Source organism: Paraburkholderia sp. SEWSISQ10-3 4, from assembly GCF_030464785.1.
GTDB lineage: Bacteria > Pseudomonadota > Gammaproteobacteria > Burkholderiales > Burkholderiaceae > Paraburkholderia > Paraburkholderia aspalathi.
Map to the genome: position 1 here is coordinate 138,404 of NZ_JALPRI010000002.1, position 24,159 is coordinate 162,562.

Sequence of the window (24,159 nt, forward strand, 5' to 3'; positions counted from 1 at the left end):
CACGGCAATTGCTGCCGCCGTAGCATCGGTACGTGCAGATGTCGCTCGGATTTTGCTGGGTTGAGACCCTGCTTTACGGTATAATCCGTTTTTCCCGCGAGCATCCAGCGATGACCAAATATGTTTTCGTCACCGGCGGCGTAGTATCTTCCCTCGGCAAGGGTATTGCCGCCGCTTCCCTCGCCGCGATCCTCGAATCGCGCGGTCTTAAAGTCACCCTCCTCAAGCTCGATCCCTACATCAACGTCGACCCCGGCACGATGAGTCCGTTTCAACACGGCGAAGTGTTCGTGACGGAAGATGGAGCGGAGACTGACCTCGACCTTGGCCACTATGAGCGCTTCATCAGCACGAAGATGCGCAAGGCCAACAACTTCACCACAGGCCAGATTTACGAATCGGTGATCCGCAAGGAACGCCGCGGCGACTATCTTGGCAAGACGGTGCAGGTCATTCCGCATATCACGAACGAAATCCAGGCGTTCATCGAACGCGGCGCGGCTTCCGCGACGTGCGGTGAACCGGACGTCGCTATCGTCGAAGTGGGCGGCACCGTGGGCGACATCGAATCGCTGCCGTTCCTCGAGGCCGCGCGTCAGATGAGTCTGCGTATGGGCCGCAACAGCGCGTGCTTCGTGCACCTCACGCTGGTACCCTGGGTCGCGACCGCAGGCGAACTGAAAACCAAGCCTACCCAACACAGCGTGCAGAAGCTGCGCGAAATCGGTATTTCGCCGCACGTGCTGCTGTGCCGCGCCGACCGTCGCATTCCGGACGACGAGCGCGCGAAGATCTCGATGTTCTCGAACGTGCCGGAAGACGCGGTGATTTCCGTGTGGGACGCCGACAGCATCTACAAGATTCCGCAAATGCTGCACGACCAGGGTCTGGACGCGATCATCTGCGAAGAGCTCAAGCTCACGCCGAAGCCGGCCGACCTGGCAATGTGGTCCGATCTCGTCGAAAAGCTCGAGAACCCGAAGCACGAAGTCACGATCGGCATGGTCGGCAAGTATGTCGATCTGACCGAGTCGTACAAGTCGCTGATCGAAGCGCTGCGCCATGCGTCGATGCATACGTCGACCAAGGTCAACATCGAGTACATCGATTCGGAAGAGATCGAGACGCAAGGCGTCGAGAGCCTCAAGCATCTGGATGCGGTGCTCGTGCCGGGTGGCTTCGGTCGTCGCGGCACCGAAGGCAAGATCGCTGCGATCCGCTACGCACGCGAAGCGAAGGTGCCGTATCTCGGCATCTGCCTCGGCATGCAACTGGCCGTGATCGAATTCGCCCGCGACGTGGTCGGCCTGAAAGATGCGAACAGCACTGAGTTCGATCAGGAAACCGAAAACCGCGTGGTCGCATTGATCACCGAGTGGTACGACCGCGAAGGCAAGGTCGAGAAGCGCACCGAAGAATCAGATCTGGGCGGCACGATGCGCCTCGGTTCGCAGCGTTGCCCGATCAAACCCGGCACGATGGCCGAAGAGATCTATGGCAAGGATGTGAACGAACGCCATCGTCACCGTTATGAAGTCAATAACCGCTTCGTGCCCCAGCTCGAAGCCGGTGGCCTTATCATCAGCGCCCGTACCCCGAGTGAAGATCTGCCGGAAATGATGGAATTGCCGCGCAGCATGCACCCGTGGTTCGTCGGCGTGCAGTTCCACCCGGAATTCACGTCCACGCCGCGTGACGGCCATCCGCTGTTCAAGTCGTTTGTCGAAGCGGCGCTCGCGCATCAGCAGCCGCGCGTGGCGACGGAAGTTGGGGAGAAAGCATGAAACTGGGCGATTTCGAAATCGGGCTCGACAAGCCGTTTTTCCTGATCGCGGGCACCTGTGTCGTCGAATCCGAACAGATGACGATCGACACGGCGGGCCGGCTGAAGGAAATCTGCGCGAAGCTGAACATTCCGTTCATCTACAAATCGTCGTACGACAAGGCCAACCGCAGCAGCGGCAAGTCGTTCCGCGGTCTGGGCATGGACGAAGGTTTGCGCATTCTGTCGGAAGTGAAGCGTCAGCTCGGTTTGCCGGTGCTGACCGACGTGCACGCCGAGCACGAGATCGAGCAGGTTGCGTCGGTGGTCGACGTCCTGCAAACGCCTGCTTTCCTGTGCCGTCAAACGGACTTCATCCACGCTTGCGCGCGTTCGGGCAAACCGGTCAACATCAAGAAAGGCCAGTTTCTCGCACCGCACGACATGAAGAACGTGATCGACAAGGCGCGTGATGCGGCGCGTGAAGCCGGTCTCTCGGAAGACCGCTTCATGGCGTGCGAACGCGGCGTGTCGTTCGGCTATAACAACCTCGTGTCGGACATGCGATCGCTTGCGATCATGCGCGAAACCAACGCGCCAATCGTGTTCGACGCCACCCACTCGGTGCAGTTGCCGGGCGGGCAGGGCACGAGCTCGGGCGGTCAGCGCGAATTCGTGCCGGTGCTGGCGCGCGCCGCGGTTGCCGTCGGCGTCTCGGGTCTCTTCATGGAAACCCATCCGAAGCCTTCGGAAGCCAAGTCGGACGGCCCGAACGCGGTGCCGTTGCATCGCATGGCCGATCTGCTCGAAACGCTGGTGACGCTCGATCAGGCCGTCAAGCGCGCGCCGTTCCTCGAAAGCGATTTCAACTGATTCAGGCGTTCGCGGGGTGTCACGATCGGCGCGCATAATTGGCCCGATCGGCTCAGTTGGCACGCGGCGAATGCACGCAATGGTCGTCGAAAGCATCGGGGCGCGTAGTGTGCTGGGGAGACCGGTGCAGTTTCACAGTAAAGAATTCAACGTCATTTCTTGAGGAAACCATGAGTGCTATCGTAGATATCATCGGTCGAGAGATTCTCGATTCGCGAGGCAACCCCACCGTCGAATGCGACGTGCTGCTCGAGTCGGGCACGATGGGCCGCGCTGCGGTGCCGTCGGGTGCATCGACGGGCTCGCGCGAAGCGATCGAACTGCGCGACGGCGAAGCCGGCCGTTACGGCGGCAAGGGCGTGCTGAAGGCTGTCGAGCACATCAACACCGAAATCTCCGAAGCGATCATGGGCCTCGACGCTTCCGAGCAGGCCTTCCTCGACAAGACCCTGCTGGAACTCGACGGTACAGACAACAAGTCGCGCCTCGGCGCGAACGCGATGCTGGCTGTGTCGATGGCCGTCGCGAAGGCTGCTGCTGAAGAAGCCGGCCTGCCGCTGTACCGCTACTTCGGCGGCTCGGGCGCGATGCAATTGCCGGTGCCGATGATGAACATCGTCAACGGCGGCGCGCACGCGAACAACAGCCTGGACATCCAGGAATTCATGATTGTGCCGGTCAGCCAGCCGACCTTCCGCGAAGCACTGCGCTGCGGCGCTGAAGTGTTCCACGCGCTGAAGAAGATCCTGAGCGACCGCGGCATGAGCACGGCCGTGGGCGACGAAGGCGGTTTCGCACCGAACTTCGGCAGCAACGACGAATGCCTGTCGACCATCCTGCAAGCTATCGAAAAGGCGGGCTACCGCGCCGGTGAAGACGTGCTGCTCGCGCTCGACTGCGCAGCGAGCGAGTTCTACCACGACGGCAAGTACCAGCTGGCGGGCGAAGGCCTGCAACTGTCGTCGACGGAATTCGCTGACTATCTCGCGAACCTCGCCGACAAGTTCCCGATCGTTTCGATCGAAGACGGCATGCACGAAAGCGACTGGGCCGGCTGGAAGATCCTGACCGACAAGCTCGGCAAGAAGGTGCAACTGGTGGGCGACGACCTGTTTGTCACCAACACGCGCATCCTGAAGGAAGGCATCGAGAAGGGCATCGCCAACTCGATCCTGATCAAGATCAACCAGATCGGTACGCTGACGGAAACCTTCGCGGCGATCGAAATGGCGAAGCGCGCCGGCTACACGGCCGTGATCTCGCACCGCTCGGGTGAGACCGAAGATTCGACGATCGCGGATATCGCGGTCGGCCTGAATGCCGGTCAGATCAAGACGGGTTCGCTGTCGCGTTCGGACCGGATCTCGAAGTACAACCAGTTGCTGCGCATCGAAGAAGACCTCGGTGATATCGCCAGCTATCCGGGCAAGTCGGCGTTCTACAATCTGCGCTAAATGGATTGTTCGCTAGCGCTGACCGATGAACCGGTTATCTTTCGTTTCTGATTGACCCCGCCGCCCTGCGTATAGCGCAGGGCGGCGTGTATTTATTGTGCTTACTTCATGCGGCTTGTCACTGCTGTCCTGATCGTTCTGCTGGCGCTCATCCAGTATCCGCTCTGGTGGGGGCATGGCGGCTGGTTGCGCGTGCACGAGTTGCAGCAGCAACTGGCGCAGCAACTGCAGAAGAATGCCGACTCGAAGCTGCGCAATGAGCGTATCGAAGGCGAAGTCCAGGATTTGCAGAACGGCACCGCGGCGGTGGAAGAGCGGGCGCGTTACGAAATGGGCATGGTGAAGGACAGCGAAGTGTTCGTGCAGTTCGTTGCGCCGAACGCGCCGTTGCCGGCTGCGAACACGCCTTCGGTTACCACGTCTACGCGTGGCGTGGTGTCGGCGGCGCCGCTGCATATGGTGCCGAACCCGGAGTCGCGCGCGAAGCCGGATCGCAAGCATGGCGGCAAAGCGTCGGCAGAGAAGAAGCCCGCGCACTGAGCGCAGAAACGAACGAAAACGCGAGCGTAAAAGCGCGTAGAAAGAAAAAAAGCCGCCCGTGGGGCGGCTTTTTTATCGGCATTGGAATAAGAAGAACGGCATACCTCTCAATCGCCGCATCGTTAATGCCTCACTTTAGGCGTGCCAGTTTCGGCTTACCAGCCCCAATACGGCGAGTAGCCTACGCCGACACCCGTACCCCAGCCGTGCCCCCAGCCCCCGCCGTAATAGCTGCCGTACACGCTGACAGGCGGCGAGTAATAACGCGAGTACGCTTGAGCCGCGTTCTCGGCGGCAATGGCCTGATTCTGATCGGAGAGCACCTGACGGTCGATCGCATCATAGCGCTGGCGTTCTTCCGGCGTGAGCGGGCGGGCGGTGCTGGCCATACCCGACTGGTCGGCCGGCAGGCGGCTATAAATCGGCGATGGCCCCGGTGGGTCCATCACGCAACCCGTAAGCGCGGCGCTGCCGGCGATGACTGCCAGCACGGTCAACGAGCGTATGCAATGCTTGAGCGAAGTAGGAATGTTCATTTTTGATCTCCATCGGTCGGATGCCTAAGCAAAACTTGCGCAACGCGCACCGCCCGGGATCCAACTCAACGATCGACGATAACGCGCCGCCCAAGCCCCAAAAAAAGCAGCAGGCGACGCGTCATTTTACTGCCTGTAAAGCACGTTTAACGCGCAGCCGCCTGGCCGCTTCAGTGCCGCTGGTCGGCCGCCGGTGTCACGCCTTGTGAGAGCGCATTCGCGACGAAAAGTTGCGCCACATCGACCGGATCGAATTCGTACCGTTGATTACAGAATTCGCAATGAATCTCGACGTGACCACGCTCTTCGATCACTCCGTCCACTTCTTCGCGGCCGAGCATCTTCAGCATCGCGCCGACTTTTTCGCGCGAACAGCTGCATTCGAAGCGCGTTGTAGCCGGTTCGAAATGCTGCACGTTCTCCTGCCAGAACAGACGGCGGAAAATCGTTGCCGGTTCTTCTTTCAGCAGTTCGTCTTGCGACATCGTGCCGCCCAGCGTACAGACGCGCTCCCACGTGTCCGCATCCAGATCGCCCGGGTGCGGGACGATGCCGCCGTCGCCAGGTAGCTTTTGCAGCAGCATGCCGACTGCGCGTTCGGTGTTCGCTGCGAGCCACAGGCGCGTGTCGAGCTGCTCCGAGTGATGCATGTAGTGCTCGAGCACTTCGGACATCGACTTGAGCGGGCCGTCCACACCCGAGAGCGGCACGATACTTTGATACGGCTGCTGGCCGGGCTGCTTGTCGCGCGGGTCGAGCGTGATCACGCAACGGCCATGGCCGCTCGCGTTGACCAGGTCGATCATCGAGGTGGTGTCGTCGATCGTATTGCCTGCTTCGCCGGAGAGCTTGGCGGTGGCGCGCATCGACAGGTCGGAGCTGCATTGCACCACCAGCATCTTGGCCGGGCCGTCGCCGAAAATCTGCATGACAAGCGTGCCGTCGAACTTGAGGTTCGCCGAAAGCAGCGCGCACGCGGCCATCATTTCGCCCAGAATCGTCCGGACGGGCGCAGGATAATCCCGGCGCGTCAGCACTTCCTGCCACGTATTGCGCAGCGAAACGATCTCGCCGCGTACCGGCGCCGCGCTGAACATGAATTTTTGCAACTGGTCGCTCACAACTTTTCCTCGGTCGAATGACGCAGCCTGATGCTGCGCCGTGCGCGCCGCGCGCCCGGCTGACTAGCCGATGCGCACGAGCTGCGCCTTGAAATATTCGCGGCGCTCGGCATAGCTTGCCGTGCCGCGCTGCATATTGGCGATATCCGTCTCGGTCAGTTCGCGCACCACTTTGGCGGGCGCGCCGAGAATCAGCGAATTGTTGGGAAACACTTTGCCTTCAGTGACGATGGCGCCCGCTCCGACCAGACAGTTGCGGCCGATTACCGCTCCATTCAAGACCACGGCCTGAATTCCGATCAACGAGCCCTCCTTGATCGTGCAGCCGTGCAGCATGACCTGGTGGCCGATCGTCACATTCGGCTCGATCGTCAGCGGGAAGCCCGGGTCGGTGTGCAGCACCGCGTTTTCCTGGACGTTGCTGCCGGCGCCGAGGGTGATCGGCTCGTTGTCGCCGCGAAGCGTCGCGCCGAACCAGACGCTCGAATTTTCCTCGAGCGTCACATTGCCGATAATGTTCGCCGAATCCGCGACGAACACGCTTTCATGGATGGTCGGGGCTGCTTCGCCAAGCTTGTAAATTGTCACGCTGTCTCCTCTTGATCGGTCGCTACACGCTGTGCGGGCGGGCCGGGGCTGCGAAACCGGTTACGAAGTGGGGCCGTTAAATGAGGCAGCTAAATAGGGCAACTAAAGCTAAACGCCCAAAAAGCGGTCAAAAGGCCCCCGATGAACCGGGCTGTCCTGCCGGCCCCGCGCCATAGGCACGCGAGATGGTCGAATCGAGTATTGTAAACGGTTGTGTGCTTAGGCCGCTCGGAGGTGCTGCGAGCCGTCAGGCGCCGAGCTTCGGCAACCGTCGCGCCTTTCGTCCTGCCTGTTGCCATTCCCTTTGCCAACCTGGTTGCCATGATTTCCGCTGCTTCGTCTGTTCCGCCCGCTCTGCCGATGTCGACGAATCCTGAGCATTGCCCAAATCGCGCGAACTGCGCGCGCAGCGCGGCGCTGGCCGCATTGCGCGAAATCGATCCGGCAAGCAAGGCAGCCGCAGCACGCGCCTTATATGCAGCGGTGCTCGAAGGCAGCCTCGCATGCTCCGCGGACCTCGAACTCGCGGAGCCGACCGACCTGCCGGGCCGTCCTTCACGTCCGGAACTGGTCGATCCGCGCAAACTGAAGCGCCGCAGCATGCAATCGCCCGAAGGGCGAGCCGTCTTGCTGCACGCGCTGGCGCACATCGAATTCAACGCCATCAACCTCGCGCTCGACGCCGTCTGGCGCTTTGCCGGCATGCCCGCTGCGTTCTACACCGACTGGCTCAAAGTCGCCGCCGAAGAGGCCCATCACTTCTCGCTGCTGGTCGCGCGGCTTGCGGAATTCGGCCATGCCTACGGCGATTTTCCCGCACACGACGGCCTCTGGGACATGTGCGAGCGCACCCGTGCCGACGTGCTGGCGCGCATGGCGCTGGTGCCGCGCACCCTCGAAGCACGCGGTCTCGACGCCTCGCCGCCGATTCGCGCCCGCCTGCAGCAAGCGGGCGACCAGGCGTCCGCAGCGATTCTCGACGTGATCCTGCGCGACGAAATCGGTCATGTGCTGATCGGCAATCGCTGGTTCCGCCATCTGTGCGACGCGGGCGGCCTCGATCCGCACGCCACCTACGCGCGTCTCGCCGATCAGTATCACGCACCGAAATTACGCGGTCCGTTCAATTTCGAGGCGCGTCGCGACGCCGGTTTTGACGAAGCCGAACTGGCCGCGCTGGTCGCCTTGGCCGGCCTCGAGGCTGAGCAGTCGGCCCCGCCGGCCACTCAAGCCTCGGGTAACTGAAGCCTTTTTCCATAGCAGGACGCCACGCATCGTCTGGCTATCTCGTTATAATCGAACGACCATTCTTTTTTCGGGCGCGCCGTTCATGAATACATCCAGGTCTGAATTCGTCGCCGTGCGCGGCATCCGTCTGCACGTGCGGCGCTGGGGCAATCCGGACGCGCCGATGCTGTTCATGCTGCACGGCTGGATGGACGTGGCGGCGTCGTTCCAGTTCGTCGTCGACGCGTTGGGCGGCGACTGGCAGGTGATTGCGCCCGATATGCGTGGCTTCGGCCTGTCGGACTGGCCGGTCGCGGAACGCGGCGGCGGCAACTACTGGATCCAGGATTACCTCGGCGACCTGGACGCGTTGCTCGACCACTATGCGCCGACCGGCGAAGTCAATCTGGTCGGCCACAGCATGGGCGCGAATATCGTCTGCCTGTATGCGGGCGTGCGGCCGGAACGGGTTCGGCGCGTGGTCGATCTGGAAGGCTTCGGTCTCGCGCCGTCGCACTCGGCGCAAGCGCCCAAGCGTCTGCGCAACTGGCTCGATGAGTTGCGCGATCCGCCCCAGTTGAAGCGCTATGCGTCGCTGGACGACGTCGCCGGCCGTCTGATCAAGACCAACCCACGCCTCGCTCCGCAGCGTGCGGAGTTCCTCGCGCAGCATTGGTCCAAGCCGGACGGAGAAGGGCGCTTCATGCTGCTCGCCGATCCTGCGCACAAACTGCGCGGGCCGACGCTGTACCGCCTCGACGAAGTGATGGCCGTCTGGCGCAAGGTCATGGCGAAAGTGCTGCACGTCGAGGCCGCCAACTCGCCCACGCTCGCCCAGATTGCCGGCGAGATTCCGCTCGACGAATTCAAGGCGCGCTTCCAGGCTTTTCCGAACTGGCGCGAAAAGATCATCGACGAAGCGGGGCACATGGTGCATCACGACCAGCCCGAGCAGGTAGCCGCGCTGATCGAGGGCTTCTGCGCCTGAACCTTGCAAAAGGGTTTCGGCGCGCGGACCATTATCGCGAGATAGCGCTGCGGCCATTTACTGCGTTGCAGTAAAATGAGTGCAGAACCTTCTCAAGACAAAGATGAACGCCGACCTCCATTGCCACTCCACCGTTTCCGACGGCCAGTTCGCGCCGGCCGATGTTGCGCGCCGCGCGCACGCGGGCGGCGTGACGCTGTGGGCGCTGACCGACCACGACGAACTGGGTGGCCAGCACGAAGCGCGCAGCGCCGCTGAGGCGCTCGGCATGGACTACCTGAGCGGCGTGGAGATTTCGGTCACGTGGGCGTCGCGCACCGTGCACATCGTCGGGCTCGGTGTTGACCCGACCAGCTCGATCCTGATCGACGGCCTCGCACGAACCCGCAACGGCCGCGCCGCGCGCGCCGAAGCGATTGGCGAGCAGTTGGCCACGCTCGGCATCCCCGGCGCCTATCAAGGCGCGCTCAAATACGTCTCGAACCCGGACATGATTTCGCGCACGCACTTCGCGCGCTTCATGGTCGAAAACGGCTACGCCAGTTCGACGCAGGACGTGTTCACCCGCTATCTCGGCGACGGCAAGCCCGGCTACGTGTCGCATCGCTGGGCGAAACTGGCGGATGCGGTCGGCTGGATTCAGGCGGCTGGCGGCGAGGCGATCATCGCGCACCCGGGGCGCTATGCGTACTCGCCGGTGGAATTCGACGCGTTCTTTGCCGAATTTATCGACCTCGGCGGTAAAGCGATCGAAGTGGTGACGGGCAGCCACACGCCGGATCAGTACCGCGAATACGCGGACGTCGCGCGCCGCTTCGGCTTTGAAGCCTCGCGCGGTTCCGACTTCCATGCACCCGGCGAAGGCCGTGTCGATCTCGGCACGCTGCCGCCGCTGCCTTCCGATCTCAAGCCCGTCTGGGAACGCTGGCTGTGATCGCGCGCCGTGCCGCGGCGGCACGATATGCGCGACTGTCCCCGTCCGAGGGGCGTGCTTTCGCCCAATCTTCCGCCCGGCTTTCCGTCCGAACTTCGTCTGCTTATTCGTCCGCCGTTACCCGTAGCCATCGTTAGTCAAAATGTCCCAATACTTTCGGCTTCATCCGGATAACCCGCAGCCGCGCCTCGTCAAACAGGCCGTGCAGATCATCAACGACGGCGGCGTCGTCGCTTTGCCGACGGATTCGAGCTACGCGCTCGCCTGCCACCTCGACGACAAGGACGCGGTCGAGCGCCTGCGGCGCATTCGCGGACTCGACGAGAAGGCCTTGCTGTCGCTGCTGGTGCGCGATCTCTCAGAGTTGTCGAACTTCGCGATGGTCGACAACCGGCAGTACCGCCTGATCAAGTCGGTCACGCCGGGCCCCTACGTCTTTGTGTTGCAGGCCACCAAAGAGGTGCCGCGCCGCCTGTCGCACCCGTCGCGCAAGACCATCGGCCTGCGGGTGCCGGAGCACGCGATCACGCTGGCCATCCTCGAAGAACTCGGCCAGCCGCTGCTCGGCTCCACACTGATCATGCCGGGCGAAACCCAGCCGCTGAACGACCCGGAAGAAATCCGCGAACGGCTCGAGAAACAGTTGGACCTGGTGATCGACGGCGGCCCGTGTGTGTGCGAACCATCCACCGTGATCGATCTGACCGGCGCCGAACCGGTGCTGGTGCGGGCAGGGCGCGGTTCTCTCGCGCCCTTCGGTCTCGAAGAGACGGCATGAGTGAAAGCGGACAGACGCACGCAATCGCGTTGTTACAATAGCGAGTTATGGATTCTTCCCTGATACAGACCATTGCGGTTTACGCGTTGCCGGTGATTTTCGCGATCACGCTGCATGAAGCCGCGCATGGCTACGTCGCGCGCTGGCTCGGCGACAACACCGCGTACGTGCTCGGCCGCGTCTCCGTCAATCCGATGCGGCACATCGATCCGCTCGGCACGATCGCGATTCCCTTGCTGTTGTACTTCGCGACCAGCGGCGCGTTCATGTTCGGTTATGCGAAGCCCGTGCCGGTCGCTTTCGGCAATCTGCGCAATCCGCGCTGGGGCAGCCTGTGGGTCGCGGCCGCCGGACCGGGCTGCAATTTCGTGCAGGCGCTGGTGTGGGGCCTGATCGGCGTTGCACTTGCCGTGGGTGGGGTTGATGAGCCTTTCTTCACGCGCATGGCGGCAGCCGGCGTCGGCGTGAACCTCGTGCTCGGCGTGCTCAACCTGTTTCCGCTGCCCCCGCTCGACGGCGGCCGCGTGCTGATGGCGCTGTTGCCGCCGCGGCAATCGATCGCGTTGTCGCGCCTCGAACCGTACGGCTTTTTCATCGTGATGGCGCTCGTCATGACGGGCACGCTCACGCGCTATTGGCTGAGCCCGCTCGTCACGCTCGGCTACGGTGCGATTACCGCAATTCTGACTCCACTTGTTTCGCTTTTCTAAATAACCATGTTCCCAGACCGTATCTTCTCCGGCATGCGGCCCACCGGGTCGCTGCACCTCGGCCACTATCACGGCGTGCTGAAAAACTGGGTGCGGCTGCAGTCCGAGTACCCGTGTTTCTTCTGTGTGGTCGATTGGCACGCTCTGACGACGCACTACGAAACGCCCGAAGTGATCGAAAAGAACGTGTGGGACGTGCTGATCGACTGGCTCGCGTCGGGTATCGATCCGGCGCAGGCTACGCTGTTCATCCAGAGCAAGGTGCCCGAACATGCGGAACTGGCGCTGCTGCTTGGCATGAGCACACCGCTCGGCTGGCTCGAACGCGTGCCGACCTACAAGGAGCAGCAGGAAAAGCTGAAGGACAAGGACCTGTCCACCTACGGCTTCCTCGGTTATCCGGTGCTGATGGCGGCAGACATTCTGCTGTACCGCGGCTCGCTCGTGCCGGTTGGCGAAGACCAGGTGCCGCACGTTGAAATGACGCGTGAAATCGCGCGCCGCTTTAACTATCTGTACGGCCGCGAACCGGGCTTCGAAGAGAAGGCGAATGAAGCCGCGAAGAAGCTGGGCGGCAAGCGCGCCAAGCTTTATCACGAGTTGCGCAACGCCTATCAGCAGGAAGGCGACGACGAAGCGCTCGAGCAGGCGCGGGCGATGCTGCAGGAATCGCAGAGCCTGTCGATGAGCGACCGCGAGCGTCTGTTCGGCTATCTAGAAGGCTCGCGCAAGATCATTCTGGTCGAACCGCAGGCCATGCTGACCGAAGCGTCGCGCATGCCGGGTCTGGACGGCCAGAAGATGTCGAAGTCGTACGGCAACACGATCGGCCTGCGCGAAGACGCGGAAACGATCACGAAGAAGGTCCGCACCATGCCGACCGATCCGGCACGCGTACGCCGCACCGATCCGGGCGATCCGGACAAGTGCCCGGTGTGGCAGCTGCATCAGGTGTATACGGACGAAGCCACCCACGAGTGGGTGCAGAAGGGTTGCCGAAGCGCGGGTATCGGTTGCCTCGAGTGCAAGCAGCCGGTGATCGAAGGCATTCTGCGCGAGCAGCAGCCGATGCTCGAGCGCGCGCAGAAGTACATGGACGATCCGTCGTTGTTGCGCGCAATCGTCGCCGACGGCTGTGACAAGGCCCGCAAGTTCGCCACGGAAACGATGCGCGACGTGCGTGAGGCAATGGGCCTGTCGTACAACTGAGCGCGGCGCTGAAGCGATGAGCACTTCAGTTGCCACGTCGGACGGTTCCTCGCACGGAAACGGCGAACCGTCGCGCTGGGTGCGCCACTGGGCGCATCTGGTCGCGCCGGGCGGCGCGGTGCTCGACGTGGCGTCGGGGGCCGGGCGGCATGCGCGCTTCTTTGCATCGCTGGGCCATCCGGTGACCGCGCTCGACCGCGATGCGGCCGCGCTGGACCTGATGCGCGACGATCCGCGCATTACCACGCTCGCGGCCGACATCGAAGGCGCCGCATGGCCCTTGCCTGCCGACGCGAAATTCGCCGCGATCGTGGTCACGAACTACTTGCACCGGCCGCTGTTTCCTCAGCTGTTGAGTTCGCTCGCGCCCGGCGGCGTACTGGTTTACGAGACCTTCGCGCAAGGCAACGAAAGGGTCGGCAAACCGTCTAATCCGGCGTTTTTACTTGCGCCGGGCGAGCTGCTCGAGGTGGTGCGCGGCCACCTTCGCGTGGTCGCATTTCAAGACGGATTTCTCGCGCAGCCGCGCCCGGCCTACGTCCAGCGGATATGCGCAATTATGGAGGCGGATCGCTCAGCCGAGCGTGCAGATGCGGCACCCCCGCGTTGTTACGAGCTGGCTGGCTAATCCGCTACAATCGCGGTTTACCTGATCAAATTCATGGCGTTTCATGACTAACGGCAATCAAAGCAGCACTGGCGGCGTTCAGATTCGCGGCAGCATCCCTGCCATCATTACTCCGATGCTCGAAGACGGCGGCCTCGATCTGCCGGCGTTTCGCAAACTGATCGACTGGCATATCGCAGAGGGTACGAACGCCCTGGTCGTGGTCGGCACGAGCGGCGAGTCGGCCACGCTGTCGGTCGAAGAACACGTGCTGATGGTCAAAACCGCAGTCGAGCACACAGCGGGCCGGATTCCGGTGATCGCGGGCTCGGGCGGCAATTCCACCACTGAAGCCATCGAGCTCACGCAGCAGGCGAAAGACGTCGGCGCGGACGCTACGCTGCAGGTCGTGCCGTACTACAACAAGCCGACCCAGGAAGGCATCTATCGCCACTTCGCGAAGATCGCCGAAACCGTCGATCTGCCGGTGATCCTGTACAACGTGCCGGGCCGCACGGTCGCGGACATGAGCAACGAAACGATCCTGCGTTGCGCGCAGGTGCCGGGCATCATCGGTGTGAAGGAAGCGACCGGCAATATCGATCGCGCCGCGCACCTGATCAAGTCGGCGCCGGCCCATTTCGGCATCTACAGCGGTGACGATCCCACGGCGATCGCGCTGATGCTGCTTGGCGGCCACGGCAATATTTCGGTCACCGCGAACGTCGCGCCGCGCGCGATGAGCGAACTGTGCAAAGCTGCGCTTGCCGCGGACGCGAAGACCGCCCGCGAGATTCATCTGAAACTCCTGTCGCTGCATAAGAACCTGTTCATCGAGTCGAATCCGATTCCGGCGAAATGGGCGTTGCAGCAACTGGGTCGTGTGCAGGGCGGAATTCGCCTGCCGCTCACGCCGCTCGACGCGCAATACCACGAAGTGGTGCGCGGCGCGCTGCGCGAAGCGGGTCTGCTGGGTTAAGCGGGCTCAAACCCGCGCCCCCAGCGCTCAAGAAAGCCTGCCACCGGCATTCCCTTAAACCGACGTCGATCCAGCCCACGTTCCCGGCACACAGAACCAGGCACCGCGTTCCAGCATCACGAAGGACCTCATGAAACGTTCCGCACTTTCCCTCCACGCAACCCGCATGGCGGCGCTGGCGCTTGCCCTGGTAACGCTCGCCGGCTGTGACACGCTGAACGACTGGTTCGCCTCCGACCGCGTCAACTACAAGGGCGCGGGCAGCGCACCGCCGCTCGCCGTTCCGGGTGACCTGAGCACCGCCCCGACCGACGGGCGCTATGTTGCGCCGCCGGCCAATCTGGCGCTGGGCGGCGCGCAGCAACGCGCAGTCACGGCAGCGGGTAATTCCACCGAAGGCCAGCCGAATGCGCAAGACCCGCTGGGCATGCACATCGAGCGTGACGGCGATCGTCGCTGGCTGGTCGTCGACGGCCGCACGCCTGAACAACTGTGGCCGCAGCTGCAGGAGTTCTGGCAGGAAAACGGCTTCGCGCTGAAAACCGATGCGCCGGCCACGGGCATCATGACCACCGACTGGGCTGAAAACCGCGCCAATATTCCGGACGACTGGTTCCGTCGCACGGTCGGCAAGGTGATCGACTTCGCTTACTCGTCGGGCACCCGTGACAGCTTCCGCACGCTAGTGTCGCGCGGACCGGCTGACACGACGGACATCTCGATCACGCATAGCGCGATGGAAGAAATGCTGACGGGCCAGGACAAGACGTCGTCGCGCTGGGAAGAGCGTCCGCGCGATCCGGCGCTGGAAGCGCTGTTCCTGACCAAGCTGATGCAGAAGTTCGGCCTGACCGAAGCGCAGTCGAAGCAACTCCTGACCGATGCCCGCTCGGCCACCGCGCCGGCCACGATTGACCAGAGCGCGGGCGCATCGACGCTCGACTTGCAGGAATCGTTCGACCGCGCATGGCTGCGCGTGGGTCTCGCGCTTGACCGCACCAACTTCACGGTCGACAACCGCGACCGCGCGAAAGGCATCTACTACGTGCGTTACGCGGATTCGATGCAGGAACTGAAGAAGGAAGGGCTCTTCGGCAAGCTGTTCTACAGCGGCAATTCGGCGAAGAAGCCGGGTCAGGAATTCCTCGTCAATGTGCGCTCGAAGGGCGACACCGTGACGCAGGTGGCGGTGCTGGACGCGAACGGGCAGGTGGACAATTCGTCTGACGCGCAGCGCATCGTGACGTTGCTGCACGCGCAACTGAACTAAGCGCGGGCTGTGCGCTTCGCCAGTCTCGGCAGCGGCAGTGAAGGCAATGCCTTGCTGGTGGAAGCGCAATGCGGCGCGACCACCACGCGCGTTCTGCTCGATTGCGGCTTTTCGGCCAAGGAAGTCGAGCGGCGTCTAACGCGGCTCGGCGCGGGCGTCGAAGGTCTCGACGCCATTCTGATTACACATGAACACAGCGACCACATTGGCAGCGCGCTGACGCTGGCGCGCAAGTGGTCGATTCCGTTGTACATGAGCTGGGGCACCGCCCGCGCGGTGGGCGCCGACGAAGCCGACGTCGACCTGCAGGTGCTGTGGGGCGACGAAGCGGTGGCGATCGGCGACCTCAGCGTCCTCCCTTACACCGTTCCTCACGACGCCCGCGAGCCGCTGCAGTACGTGCTCTCCAACGGCGCGAGCCGGCTTGGCGTGCTGACCGACGTCGGCACTTCCACGCCGCATATCAGCGCGGTGCTGAGCGGCTGCGACGCGCTGGTGCTCGAATGCAATCACGATGTGCGAATGCTGGCGGGTAGCCGGTATCCTCAATCGCTGAAGGCGCGTATCGGCGGCAATCACGGGCATTTGAACAACGAAGCCGCGGCTGAAATCCTGGCCTCGCTCGACCGTTCGCGCTTGCGCCATCTGGTGGCTGCGCATCTGAGTCAGCAGAACAACACGCCGGAATTGGCGCAGGCCGCCATGGCGGGTGTGTTGGGCGCCGCGCCAACCGAAGTGGTGGTCGCCTCTCAGGATGAGGGCTTCGCCTGGCTGAGCTTGTGATTCGTCTCTGATTGACTGGCATTTGACATTGCCAGGCTCGGTGATTCACCGCTGACTTGCCGGCAGTGCAAAGAAAAAAGCCCATGACGATTGCTCGTCATGGGCTTTTTCTTCAAGGCCGAAGTTTCGCGCGCCGCGCCTTGCGTCAGACTTAGTTGCGGTTGCCGCCGAAGATGCCGAGCAACGCGAGCAGGTTGACGAACACGTTGTACAGATCCAGGTAGATCGCGAGGGTAGCGGTGATGTAGTTCGTTTCACCGCCGTTCACGACACGCTGGACGTCGAACAGCATGTAGGCCGAGAAGATCACGATGGCCAGCACCGACACCGTCAGCATCAACGCCGGCAGGTGCAGGAACACGTTAGCGACCGAAGCCAGCAGCAGCACGATGACGCCCATGAACAGCCACTTGCCGAGGCCCGAGAAGTCACGCTTGCTGACCGTGGCGATCGTTGCCATGGAGGCGAAGATCACACCAGTGCCACCAAAGGCCAGCATGATGAGCGACGGGCCGTTCGAAAAACCGAGCACGAAGCTCAGGATGCGCGACAGCATCAGGCCCATGAAGAACGTGAAGCCGAGCAGCACAAACACGCCAATGGCGCTGTCTTTGGTTTTCTGGATGGCGAACATGAAACCGAAGGCGATCGCGAAGAACGCCAGCATGCTCATGCCGGGGCTGGTGGCGGCGAACAGCGAGAAACCGGTTGCCACGCCCACCCATGCGCCGAGCACGGTCGGAATCATGGACAGCGCTAGCAGCCAGTAGGTGTTCCGTAGTACGCGGTTGCGTGTTTCGACCGTGCTGACTGCGCCATTGCGGCCAAAGCTATACGGATGATCGTTCATGGTCTCTCCTTACCTCAGAAGCATGTTGCGTAATGGTTGTGCCGCGGGTTGCGCAGCAAATGGTGCGTCAGGTAGTGCAGCGCCGGCCGGAATTCTTGCAGCCAGTCGCAGGATGTTCATCCCTAAGATTGGCGCGGTGGCAGGGAGTTTCAATACCCAGAAAATGTCCACACGACCTACGCTACCAGTATTCAGAAACTCCTGCTTGGAGTCTTTCAATGTTGTAAGGGTTCAATCGCAATCATACACGGGAACATGCTACAATAGCGGATTCATTTGAATCTGTAACCTCTTAATTTTTTGGAGTTTTTATGGCGATCGAACGCACCCTGTCGATTATCAAGCCGGACGCAGTGGCCAAGAACGTGATCGGTCAGATCTACAGCCGTTTCGAAAACGCTGGCCTGAAGATCGTGGCTTCGCGCATGGTCCACCTGTCGCGCGCTGACGCAGAGAAGTTCTACGCTGTGCACGCTGCACGCCCGTTCTTCAAGGACCTGGTCGATTTCATGATCTCGGGCCCGGTGGTCGTGCAAGCGCTGGAAGGCGAAAACGCGATCCTGAAGCACCGCGACCTGATGGGCGCAACGGATCCGAAGAAGGCAGAAAAGGGCACGATCCGCGCTGACTTCGCTGACAGCATCGACGCTAACGCGGTGCATGGTTCGGACGCCGCTGAAACAGCTGCAGTTGAAATCGCGTTCTTCTTCCCGCAAGTGAACGTCTACTCGCGTTAAGCGGGTTTAGGCAGGTTTGAGCGCGTCTGAACGCGCTTGCCCTGCAAGGCGCTATCCGCGCGATTCGTGCGCTGCCGTTGGATTTGTCGCACGAATCCGCACGAACAGCCCGGCAAAGTAGTAAGGTAAAGCAGCAGGAATGGGCGCGAACGGCATTGCGTTCATGCAGCTTGTTGCATGAACGTAGTCTCGCACTGAAATGGCAGGATTCGATATGACGAGCAGTCCCACCGTCAACCTTCTCGACCTCGACGCCCAAGGGCTTGTCGCTTACTGCGACAGCCTGGGCGAGAAGCCGTTTCGCGCCAAGCAATTGCAGCGCTGGATCCACCAGTACAACGCTGCTGACTTCGACGGCATGACCGATCTGGCGAAGTCCTTGCGCGAAAAGCTCAAAGGGCGCGCAACGATCACGATGCCCGGCATCGTCAGCGACAATATTTCGACTGACGGCACACGCAAGTGGCTGATCGACGTCGGCAACAGCAACGCGGTTGAAACCGTCTATATCCCCGAAGAAACGCGTGGCACGCTGTGCGTGTCGTCGCAGGCGGGGTGCGCGGTCAACTGCCGTTTCTGTTCGACCGGCAAACAGGGTTTCTCCCGCAATCTCACCACCGGCGAAATCATCGGCCAGCTGCGTATGGCCGAGTTCGCGTTGCGCGCGACGCGCGGCACGGATGGCGGCCGCGCCACGGGCGGTGACGGCAAAGGCGAGCGTGTCGTCACGAACGTGGTGATGATGGGTATGGGCGAGCCGCTGCTCAATTACGACGCGGTGGTGCCCGCCATGCGCCTGATGCTGGACGATAACGCGTACGGCCTGTCGCGCCGCCGCGTCACACTATCCACCTCGGGCGTCGTGCCGATGATGGACCGGCTTGGCGCCGATCTGCCGGTGGCGCTCGCGGTCTCGCTGCATGCCCCGAGCGACCCGCTGCGCGACATGCTGGTGCCGCTGAACAAGAAGTATCCGTTGCGCGAATTGATGGCCGCTTGCCAGCGCTATCTTAAAGTCGCGCCGCGCGATTTCATTACGTTCGAATATTGCATGCTCGACGGCGTGAACGACAGCGAAGCGCAAGCGCGCGAATTGCTGGCGGTTACGCGCGACGTACCGTGCAAGTTCAACCTGATTCCGTTCAATCCGTTCCCTGAATCGGGCCTCATCCGCTCGAAGCCGGAACAGATCAAGCGGTTTGCACAAGTGTTGATGGACGCGGGCGTCGTCACCACAGTGCGTAAGACACGCGGCGATGATATCGACGCTGCCTGCGGTCAGTTGGCCGGTGCGGTGAAAGACCGCACGCGCCTCGCTGAGCGCACCGGGAAGGCGGCGAAGATTATCGAGGTGCGCGCCGTGTAATCGCGCGAGATAGTGGGGCGCGACCGTTCGGAGGAAAGCGATCCGGACGCGCGAAAACCCTCCACGCCATCCGCGATTGAAAAGAAAGTTTGCAGAAGCGATCGGAAGCGGCACACAAGGCCGCGCATTTTGTTATAAACGGTCTGCGATTCGGGCGTGAGGCTTTGGCCCGTCCGGGTTGCACAAGTGAAAAAGAATCGACGCGAAAGGATTTGGGATGAGTGAGCCGCAGCACCCGCAGCCGCAGGACACAGACACAAACGAAGGCCATCCGGCGCCAGTCGCCCGGGCGGTAGTGCAGCCTGTTGAGCAGCCGGGCCCGGCGAGTTTTGATTCCCTGGCGGCAGTTGGCGCGCGCTTGACCCAATTGCGTGAATTGAAGGGCTGGACGATCGAAGACGTGTCGGCGCGCCTGAAGGTCTCCGTCACCAAGCTGCGTGCGCTCGAATCGGGCGACATCAGCCATCTGCCGGACACGACCTTCGCGCTCGGCGTGGTGCGCAGCTACGCGAAGATGCTTGGCGCTGATCCCACGCCGTTCACGCAGGCCTTGCGCCGCGAGAAGGGGGTGCCCGCGCCGGATCTGTCGATGCCGGCGTCGTCGGGCAAGGATTTGCCGCGCGGCCGCGTATCGCTGTCGCTCGGCGGCAGTGGACAAAAGAGCCGCTCATGGCTGTGGGGCATTGCAGCGATCATCGTCGCGGTGATCGCGCTCGGCATGTGGCATACCAATGGCGGTGATTCGTCGGCGTGGCTCGCACGATTGAAGGCGAGCGCCAATGGCGCGGCGGGTGGCGCGACCGGTGCATCGGGCGCGGTGGCGCAGGGTCAGCCGGCAGGCTCCGAGGCAACCGCGGAAGACGCGGCTTCGGCCCCGGAAGCGCAGGCCGCAACGGATAACGCAGCGTCGGGTACGCCGATGCCCGCCCCGCTGGCAACCGGTGAAGCGCCGTCTCCCGCTCCGGCGGTCACGGCAGCAGCAGTCGCCCCGAAGGCCGGTTCGCAGGTTCAGGCGGCGGCGCAAGGCGCGAGCGCGCCGGTGGTCGCCGCGATAGGCGCATCGGCGGCAGCGGATACGGCGGCGCCGGCCGCGGGTGAGGCGATCATCGCGTTGCGCGTGACGCAGGACAGCTGGTTCAGCGTGCGTGGCAAGGACGGCAAGGAAGTGTTCTCCGGCCTCGTGCACGCAGGCGATACGAAGGAAGTGACGGGCGCGGCCCCTTTCAAGGTCACGGTCGGCAACAAGGCGGGTCTCGAGTCGCTTACGCTCGATGGTCAGCCAGTCGATCCGTCGAAATATTCGGCAGCCAAGGGTAACGTGGCGCGCTTCGCGTTGCCTTGATAGATACGGTATGCGTCGCGGCCAACCGGTTCGCGGCGCTTTTTCAATTCAGGCGCTACGTCTTTTGTGTGGCGCATGCGGCGTAAATGGGTTTTTCGATGCAATCCGAAGCTCAATCCCAATCCAGTAGCAAGATCGTTTCAAACGAACCGGTGTTCGGCGGCCACGCTGTACGGCGCAAGTCGCACGCGGTCGATGTCCGTTGGGGCGGCCAGCTCGTTACCATCGGTGGCGATGCGCCTGTGCGCGTCCAGTCGATGACCAACACCGACACCGCGGACGCGATCGGCACGGCGATCCAGATCAAGGAACTGGCGCAAGCCGGTTCGGAACTGGTGCGTATCACGGTCAATACGCCGGAAGCGGCGGCGGCCGTGCCGGCGGTTCGCGAGCAGCTCGACCGCATGGGCGTGTCGGTGCCGCTGGTCGGCGATTTTCATTACAACGGCCATTTGCTGCTGCGCGATTACCCCGCGTGCGCGGAGTCGTTGTCGAAGTACCGGATCAATCCGGGCAATGTCGGCCACGGCGCGAAGCGCGACACGCAGTTCGCGCAAATGATCGAAGCGGCGGTGAAGTACGACAAGCCGGTGCGGATCGGCGTCAACTGGGGCAGCCTCGACCAGGACCTGCTCGCGAAGATGATGGACGAAAACGCCGCGCGTTCCACGCCGTGGGAAGCGCAGAGCGTGATGTACGAAGCGTTGATCCAGTCGGCGATCGGCTCGGCGGAGCGCGCGGTCGAAATCGGCCTGCCGCGCAACAAGATCATTCTGTCGTGCAAGGTCAGCGGCGTGCAGGATCTGATCGCGGTGTATCGTGAACTCGCACGCCGTTGCGACTTCGCGCTGCATCTGGGTCTGACCGAAGCGGGCATGGGGTCGAAAGGCATTGTGGCGTCGACCGCTGCGTTGTCGGTGTTGCTGCAGCAAGGCATCGGCGACACGATCCGTATCTCGCTGACGCCGGAACCGGGTGGCCCGCGCACGGGTGAAGTGATCGTCGGCCAGGAAATTCTGCAGACCATGGGCCTGCGTTCATTCACGCCAATGGTGATCGCGTGCCCGGGTTGTGGCCGCACCACCAGCACGCTGTTCCAGGAGCTGGCGTCGCAAATCCAGACCTATCTGCGCACACAGATGCCGGTGTGGCGCGATCAATATCCTGGCGTCGAAAAGATGCACGTCGCGGTGATGGGCTGCATCGTCAACGGTCCGGGCGAATCGAAACAGGCGAATATCGGCATCAGCTTGCCGGGTTCGGGCGAAAATCCGGCCGCGCCGGTGTTCATCGACGGCGAGAAGGTCAAGACGCTGCGCGGCGAGAACATCGCGCAAGAATTCCAGCAAATCGTGAGTGACTACGTCGAGCGCCGCTATGGCCGCGCCGAAGCGCTCAACTAAAAACCGCCAATCGAAGACAGATGACTGAACAGAAGAAAAAGCTCGAAAAGTTGTCCGGTGTGAAGGGCATGAATGACATCCTTCCGCAGGACGCCGGGCTGTGGGAATTTTTTGAAGCGACCGTCAAGTCGATGCTGCGCTCGTACGGATACCAGAATATTCGTACGCCGATCATCGAGCATACGCAGTTGTTCAAGCGCGGTATCGGTGAGGTGACCGACATCGTCGAGAAAGAGATGTACAGCTTTACCGACGCATTGAACGGCGAAAATCTGACGATGCGCCCGGAAAATACGGCGGCTGTGGTGCGTGCGACGATCGAGCACAACATGCTGTACGACGGGCCGAAGCGCCTGTGGTACATCGGCCCGATGTTCCGTCACGAGCGTCCGCAGCGCGGCCGTTATCGCCAGTTCCATCAGGTCGGCGTGGAAGCGCTGGGCTTTGCCGGTCCGGACGCCGACGCTGAAATCATCATGATGTGCCAGCGTCTGTGGGACGACCTCGGCTTGATGGGCATCAAGCTCGAACTCAATTCGCTGGGTCTCGTGGAAGAGCGCGCGGCGCATCGCGTCGAGTTGATCGCGTACCTCGAAAAGCACATGGACGTGCTCGACGAAGAAGCGAAGCGTCGCCTGTACACGAACCCGCTGCGCGTGCTCGACACGAAAAATCCGGCTATGCAGGAAGTCGCGCAGAACGCGCCCAAGCTGATCGATTTTCTCGGCGAAGAATCGCGCGCGCACTTCGAAGGCCTGCAGCGGATTCTGAAGGCGAACAACATTCCGTTCACGATCAATCCGCGTCTCGTGCGCGGTCTCGATTATTACAATCTGACCGTGTTCGAATGGGTGACCGACAAGCTCGGCGCGCAAGGCACGGTCGCGGCCGGCGGCCGTTACGATCCGCTGATCGAACAGCTTGGTGGTAAGCCGACGGGCGCATGCGGCTGGGCCATGGGCGTCGAGCGTATCCTCGAGTTGCTGAAAGAAGAGCAGCTCGTGCCGGAAGACGAGGGGTGCGACGTATACGTGGTCCATCAGGGCGACGCGGCGCGCGAACAGGCCTTTATCATCGCCGAGCGTTTGCGCGACACGGGTCTCGACGTGATCCTGCATTGCAGCGCGGACGGTCAGACGGCGAGCTTCAAGTCGCAAATGAAGCGTGCTGACGCGAGCGGCGCGGCATTCGCGGTGGTCCTCGGCGAAGACGAGATTGCGAACGGCACGGTCGGCGTCAAACCGCTCCGTGATACAAGTTCTAACGGCGGTAAAAACGAGCAACATAACGTGCCCGCCGAAGACTTGACCGAATTTCTAATCAATGCGATGGTTGCAACCGCCGAAGACGGCGACGACTGATCGCGATGTCGTCGGGCCCCTTGGCTCGACACGCACACGTATCAAGAAAGAGGAAATCGCCGGGCGATGAGTTACCACGACGAACAAGAATCGATTGAAAGTCTGAAAGCATGGTGGACGCAGTGGGGCAATGCAACCACGTGGATCGTGCTGGTGGCCCTGGTTGCCGCCGCCGGCTGGAACGGCTGGAATTTCTGGCAACGGCGCCAGGCCGCGGAAGCCGCGGTGCTGTATGACCAGGTGCAACAAGCCGTTGCATCGGGTGACAAGGCGAAGATCACGCGCGTTGCCACCGATATGGAAGACAAGTTCAGCCGCACCGCGTATGCGCAGATGACCGCGCTGGGCGCCGCCAAGGCGCTGTACGCCGCGGGTGACGAAGCCGCCGCGAAGGCCCAGTTGCAATGGACCATCGATCACGCAAAAGACGACGAGTTCAAGCAGATCGCCAAGCTCCGTCTGGCTTCGCTGCTGCTCGACGACAAGGCTTACGACCAGGGGCTCGCACTGCTCGCCGAACCGCAGTCCGATGCGTTCAAGGGCATTGTGGCGGACGGCCGCGGTGATCTGCTCGCCGCCCAAGGCAAGCGTGACGATGCGCGCGCTGCCTACAAGCTTGCCCTCGACTCGCTGTCGAAAAACGATAGCTCGGCTCGCCAGTTGATTCAGTTCAAGCTGGATGCGCTGGGCGGCTAATCGCCGCATGCAGCGCGCCGCATGACACGACCAACCGGTCTCCTT

At 62.3% G+C, this 24,159-nt stretch carries 24 protein-coding genes; 20 read left to right on the forward strand and 4 right to left on the reverse strand.

What is annotated here, in order from left to right:
* The first annotated feature begins 110 nt into the window (after window positions 1-110).
* The 4 genes from M0D68_RS06555 (at window position 111) to ftsB (ending at window position 4,629) form a co-directional block, all read left to right on the forward strand.
* Window positions 111-1,784: a CTP synthase gene (locus M0D68_RS06555; protein ID WP_093633543.1), complete on the forward strand. Its 1,674-nt coding sequence runs from the start codon at window positions 111-113 to the stop codon at window positions 1,782-1,784.
* Entirely contained in the window at window positions 1,781-2,635 is an 855-nt protein-coding gene (kdsA, locus tag M0D68_RS06560; RefSeq protein WP_093633542.1) for a 3-deoxy-8-phosphooctulonate synthase, read from the forward strand. The genes M0D68_RS06555 and kdsA overlap by 4 nt, the downstream gene beginning before the upstream one ends.
* Window positions 2,636-2,805: 170 nt before the next feature.
* The gene (eno, locus tag M0D68_RS06565) at window positions 2,806-4,089 is read left to right on the forward strand and encodes a phosphopyruvate hydratase (RefSeq protein ID WP_054038196.1); all 1,284 of its coding nucleotides are present in this window, start codon (window positions 2,806-2,808) and stop codon (window positions 4,087-4,089) included.
* Between the two features lie 108 nt (window positions 4,090-4,197).
* Complete coding sequence (gene ftsB / locus M0D68_RS06570; protein WP_093633541.1) at window positions 4,198-4,629, forward strand: cell division protein FtsB; 432 nt, start codon at window positions 4,198-4,200, stop codon at window positions 4,627-4,629.
* Between the two features lie 155 nt (window positions 4,630-4,784).
* Here the strand turns inward: ftsB and M0D68_RS06575 are convergent, their stop codons facing one another.
* The 3 genes from M0D68_RS06575 to M0D68_RS06585 all read right to left on the reverse strand — a co-directional run bounded on the left by M0D68_RS06575 (window position 4,785) and on the right by M0D68_RS06585 (window position 6,874).
* Window positions 4,785-5,165 carry a hypothetical protein gene (locus tag M0D68_RS06575; protein ID WP_093633540.1) on the reverse strand — a complete coding sequence of 127 codons (381 nt, stop codon included), beginning with the start codon at window positions 5,163-5,165 and terminating at the stop codon, window positions 4,785-4,787.
* Window positions 5,166-5,335: 170 nt separating this feature from the next.
* Window positions 5,336-6,286, reverse strand: a complete 951-nt coding sequence (gene hslO, locus M0D68_RS06580; protein ID WP_093633539.1) for an Hsp33 family molecular chaperone HslO — start codon at window positions 6,284-6,286, stop codon at window positions 5,336-5,338.
* Between the two features lie 63 nt (window positions 6,287-6,349).
* Window positions 6,350-6,874 (reverse strand): gamma carbonic anhydrase family protein, encoded by a 525-nt coding sequence (locus M0D68_RS06585; protein WP_266224025.1) that lies wholly within the window; start codon window positions 6,872-6,874, stop codon window positions 6,350-6,352.
* 360 nt (window positions 6,875-7,234) lie between these two features.
* On the opposite strand from M0D68_RS06585, the gene M0D68_RS06590 reads away from it, so the two are divergent.
* The 10 genes from M0D68_RS06590 to M0D68_RS06635 all read left to right on the forward strand — a co-directional run bounded on the left by M0D68_RS06590 (window position 7,235) and on the right by M0D68_RS06635 (window position 16,359).
* A complete protein-coding gene (locus M0D68_RS06590; RefSeq protein WP_266224026.1) occupies window positions 7,235-8,119 on the forward strand; it encodes a ferritin-like domain-containing protein in 885 nt (294 codons plus the stop codon).
* Window positions 8,120-8,204: 85 nt separating this feature from the next.
* The gene (locus M0D68_RS06595) at window positions 8,205-9,089 is read left to right on the forward strand and encodes an alpha/beta fold hydrolase (RefSeq protein WP_211701142.1); all 885 of its coding nucleotides are present in this window, start codon (window positions 8,205-8,207) and stop codon (window positions 9,087-9,089) included.
* Between the two features lie 103 nt (window positions 9,090-9,192).
* The gene (locus M0D68_RS06600) at window positions 9,193-10,023 is read left to right on the forward strand and encodes a 3',5'-nucleoside bisphosphate phosphatase (protein WP_266224027.1); all 831 of its coding nucleotides are present in this window, start codon (window positions 9,193-9,195) and stop codon (window positions 10,021-10,023) included.
* 142 nt (window positions 10,024-10,165) lie between these two features.
* Window positions 10,166-10,801 (forward strand): L-threonylcarbamoyladenylate synthase, encoded by a 636-nt coding sequence (locus M0D68_RS06605; RefSeq protein WP_054038207.1) that lies wholly within the window; start codon window positions 10,166-10,168, stop codon window positions 10,799-10,801.
* Window positions 10,802-10,848: 47 nt separating this feature from the next.
* Complete coding sequence (locus tag M0D68_RS06610; RefSeq protein WP_093633535.1) at window positions 10,849-11,511, forward strand: site-2 protease family protein; 663 nt, start codon at window positions 10,849-10,851, stop codon at window positions 11,509-11,511.
* Between the two features lie 6 nt (window positions 11,512-11,517).
* Window positions 11,518-12,720 (forward strand): tryptophan--tRNA ligase, encoded by a 1,203-nt coding sequence (locus M0D68_RS06615; RefSeq protein ID WP_093633534.1) that lies wholly within the window; start codon window positions 11,518-11,520, stop codon window positions 12,718-12,720.
* A gap of 16 nt (window positions 12,721-12,736) precedes the next feature.
* A complete protein-coding gene (locus tag M0D68_RS06620) occupies window positions 12,737-13,348 on the forward strand; it encodes a bifunctional 2-polyprenyl-6-hydroxyphenol methylase/3-demethylubiquinol 3-O-methyltransferase UbiG (protein ID WP_200617849.1) in 612 nt (203 codons plus the stop codon).
* A 43-nt stretch (window positions 13,349-13,391) separates the two neighbouring features.
* Window positions 13,392-14,306 (forward strand): 4-hydroxy-tetrahydrodipicolinate synthase, encoded by a 915-nt coding sequence (gene dapA, locus M0D68_RS06625; protein ID WP_200650619.1) that lies wholly within the window; start codon window positions 13,392-13,394, stop codon window positions 14,304-14,306.
* A gap of 130 nt (window positions 14,307-14,436) precedes the next feature.
* Window positions 14,437-15,576, forward strand: a complete 1,140-nt coding sequence (gene bamC, locus M0D68_RS06630) for an outer membrane protein assembly factor BamC (RefSeq protein ID WP_200617853.1) — start codon at window positions 14,437-14,439, stop codon at window positions 15,574-15,576.
* 9 nt (window positions 15,577-15,585) lie between these two features.
* Complete coding sequence (locus M0D68_RS06635; RefSeq protein ID WP_266224028.1) at window positions 15,586-16,359, forward strand: MBL fold metallo-hydrolase; 774 nt, start codon at window positions 15,586-15,588, stop codon at window positions 16,357-16,359.
* 151 nt (window positions 16,360-16,510) lie between these two features.
* On the opposite strand, the gene M0D68_RS06640 is transcribed toward M0D68_RS06635, so the two are convergent.
* The gene (locus M0D68_RS06640) at window positions 16,511-17,209 is read right to left on the reverse strand and encodes a Bax inhibitor-1/YccA family protein (protein WP_054038214.1); all 699 of its coding nucleotides are present in this window, start codon (window positions 17,207-17,209) and stop codon (window positions 16,511-16,513) included.
* 311 nt (window positions 17,210-17,520) lie between these two features.
* Between M0D68_RS06640 and ndk the strand changes: the two genes are divergently transcribed.
* From ndk to M0D68_RS06670, 6 genes are all read left to right on the forward strand, one after another.
* Window positions 17,521-17,946: a nucleoside-diphosphate kinase gene (gene ndk, locus M0D68_RS06645; RefSeq protein WP_012433533.1), complete on the forward strand. Its 426-nt coding sequence runs from the start codon at window positions 17,521-17,523 to the stop codon at window positions 17,944-17,946.
* 214 nt (window positions 17,947-18,160) lie between these two features.
* Window positions 18,161-19,312, forward strand: coding sequence for a 23S rRNA (adenine(2503)-C(2))-methyltransferase RlmN (gene rlmN, locus M0D68_RS06650; protein ID WP_028199529.1), 1,152 nt, complete (start codon window positions 18,161-18,163; stop codon window positions 19,310-19,312).
* A 217-nt stretch (window positions 19,313-19,529) separates the two neighbouring features.
* Window positions 19,530-20,654 (forward strand): helix-turn-helix domain-containing protein, encoded by a 1,125-nt coding sequence (locus M0D68_RS06655; RefSeq protein WP_266224029.1) that lies wholly within the window; start codon window positions 19,530-19,532, stop codon window positions 20,652-20,654.
* An 86-nt stretch (window positions 20,655-20,740) separates the two neighbouring features.
* Window positions 20,741-22,057 (forward strand): flavodoxin-dependent (E)-4-hydroxy-3-methylbut-2-enyl-diphosphate synthase, encoded by a 1,317-nt coding sequence (gene ispG, locus M0D68_RS06660; RefSeq protein ID WP_200650615.1) that lies wholly within the window; start codon window positions 20,741-20,743, stop codon window positions 22,055-22,057.
* A 20-nt stretch (window positions 22,058-22,077) separates the two neighbouring features.
* Entirely contained in the window at window positions 22,078-23,418 is a 1,341-nt protein-coding gene (hisS, locus tag M0D68_RS06665; protein WP_171925482.1) for a histidine--tRNA ligase, read from the forward strand.
* 66 nt (window positions 23,419-23,484) lie between these two features.
* Complete coding sequence (locus tag M0D68_RS06670; protein ID WP_054038226.1) at window positions 23,485-24,114, forward strand: tetratricopeptide repeat protein; 630 nt, start codon at window positions 23,485-23,487, stop codon at window positions 24,112-24,114.
* Window positions 24,115-24,159: the final 45 nt, after the last annotated feature.

Excerpts from the sequence above, each read along its gene's own strand:
- M0D68_RS06555 (WP_093633543.1), top strand. The coding sequence starts at position 111 with ATGACCAAATATGTTTTCGTCACCGGCGGCGTAGTATCTTCCCTCGGC.
- kdsA (WP_093633542.1), top strand. The coding sequence starts at position 1,781 with ATGAAACTGGGCGATTTCGAAATCGGGCTCGACAAGCCGTTTTTCCTG.
- eno (WP_054038196.1), top strand. The coding sequence starts at position 2,806 with ATGAGTGCTATCGTAGATATCATCGGTCGAGAGATTCTCGATTCGCGA.
- ftsB (WP_093633541.1), top strand. The coding sequence starts at position 4,198 with ATGCGGCTTGTCACTGCTGTCCTGATCGTTCTGCTGGCGCTCATCCAG.
- M0D68_RS06575 (WP_093633540.1), bottom strand. The coding sequence starts at position 5,165 with ATGAACATTCCTACTTCGCTCAAGCATTGCATACGCTCGTTGACCGTG.
- M0D68_RS06590 (WP_266224026.1), top strand. The coding sequence starts at position 7,235 with ATGTCGACGAATCCTGAGCATTGCCCAAATCGCGCGAACTGCGCGCGC.
- M0D68_RS06595 (WP_211701142.1), top strand. The coding sequence starts at position 8,205 with ATGAATACATCCAGGTCTGAATTCGTCGCCGTGCGCGGCATCCGTCTG.
- M0D68_RS06600 (WP_266224027.1), top strand. The coding sequence starts at position 9,193 with ATGAACGCCGACCTCCATTGCCACTCCACCGTTTCCGACGGCCAGTTC.
- M0D68_RS06605 (WP_054038207.1), top strand. The coding sequence starts at position 10,166 with ATGTCCCAATACTTTCGGCTTCATCCGGATAACCCGCAGCCGCGCCTC.
- M0D68_RS06610 (WP_093633535.1), top strand. The coding sequence starts at position 10,849 with ATGGATTCTTCCCTGATACAGACCATTGCGGTTTACGCGTTGCCGGTG.
- M0D68_RS06615 (WP_093633534.1), top strand. The coding sequence starts at position 11,518 with ATGTTCCCAGACCGTATCTTCTCCGGCATGCGGCCCACCGGGTCGCTG.
- M0D68_RS06620 (WP_200617849.1), top strand. The coding sequence starts at position 12,737 with ATGAGCACTTCAGTTGCCACGTCGGACGGTTCCTCGCACGGAAACGGC.
- dapA (WP_200650619.1), top strand. The coding sequence starts at position 13,392 with ATGACTAACGGCAATCAAAGCAGCACTGGCGGCGTTCAGATTCGCGGC.
- bamC (WP_200617853.1), top strand. The coding sequence starts at position 14,437 with ATGAAACGTTCCGCACTTTCCCTCCACGCAACCCGCATGGCGGCGCTG.
- M0D68_RS06640 (WP_054038214.1), bottom strand. The coding sequence starts at position 17,209 with ATGAACGATCATCCGTATAGCTTTGGCCGCAATGGCGCAGTCAGCACG.
- ndk (WP_012433533.1), top strand. The coding sequence starts at position 17,521 with ATGGCGATCGAACGCACCCTGTCGATTATCAAGCCGGACGCAGTGGCC.
- rlmN (WP_028199529.1), top strand. The coding sequence starts at position 18,161 with ATGACGAGCAGTCCCACCGTCAACCTTCTCGACCTCGACGCCCAAGGG.
- M0D68_RS06655 (WP_266224029.1), top strand. The coding sequence starts at position 19,530 with ATGAGTGAGCCGCAGCACCCGCAGCCGCAGGACACAGACACAAACGAA.
- ispG (WP_200650615.1), top strand. The coding sequence starts at position 20,741 with ATGGGTTTTTCGATGCAATCCGAAGCTCAATCCCAATCCAGTAGCAAG.
- hisS (WP_171925482.1), top strand. The coding sequence starts at position 22,078 with ATGACTGAACAGAAGAAAAAGCTCGAAAAGTTGTCCGGTGTGAAGGGC.
- M0D68_RS06670 (WP_054038226.1), top strand. The coding sequence starts at position 23,485 with ATGAGTTACCACGACGAACAAGAATCGATTGAAAGTCTGAAAGCATGG.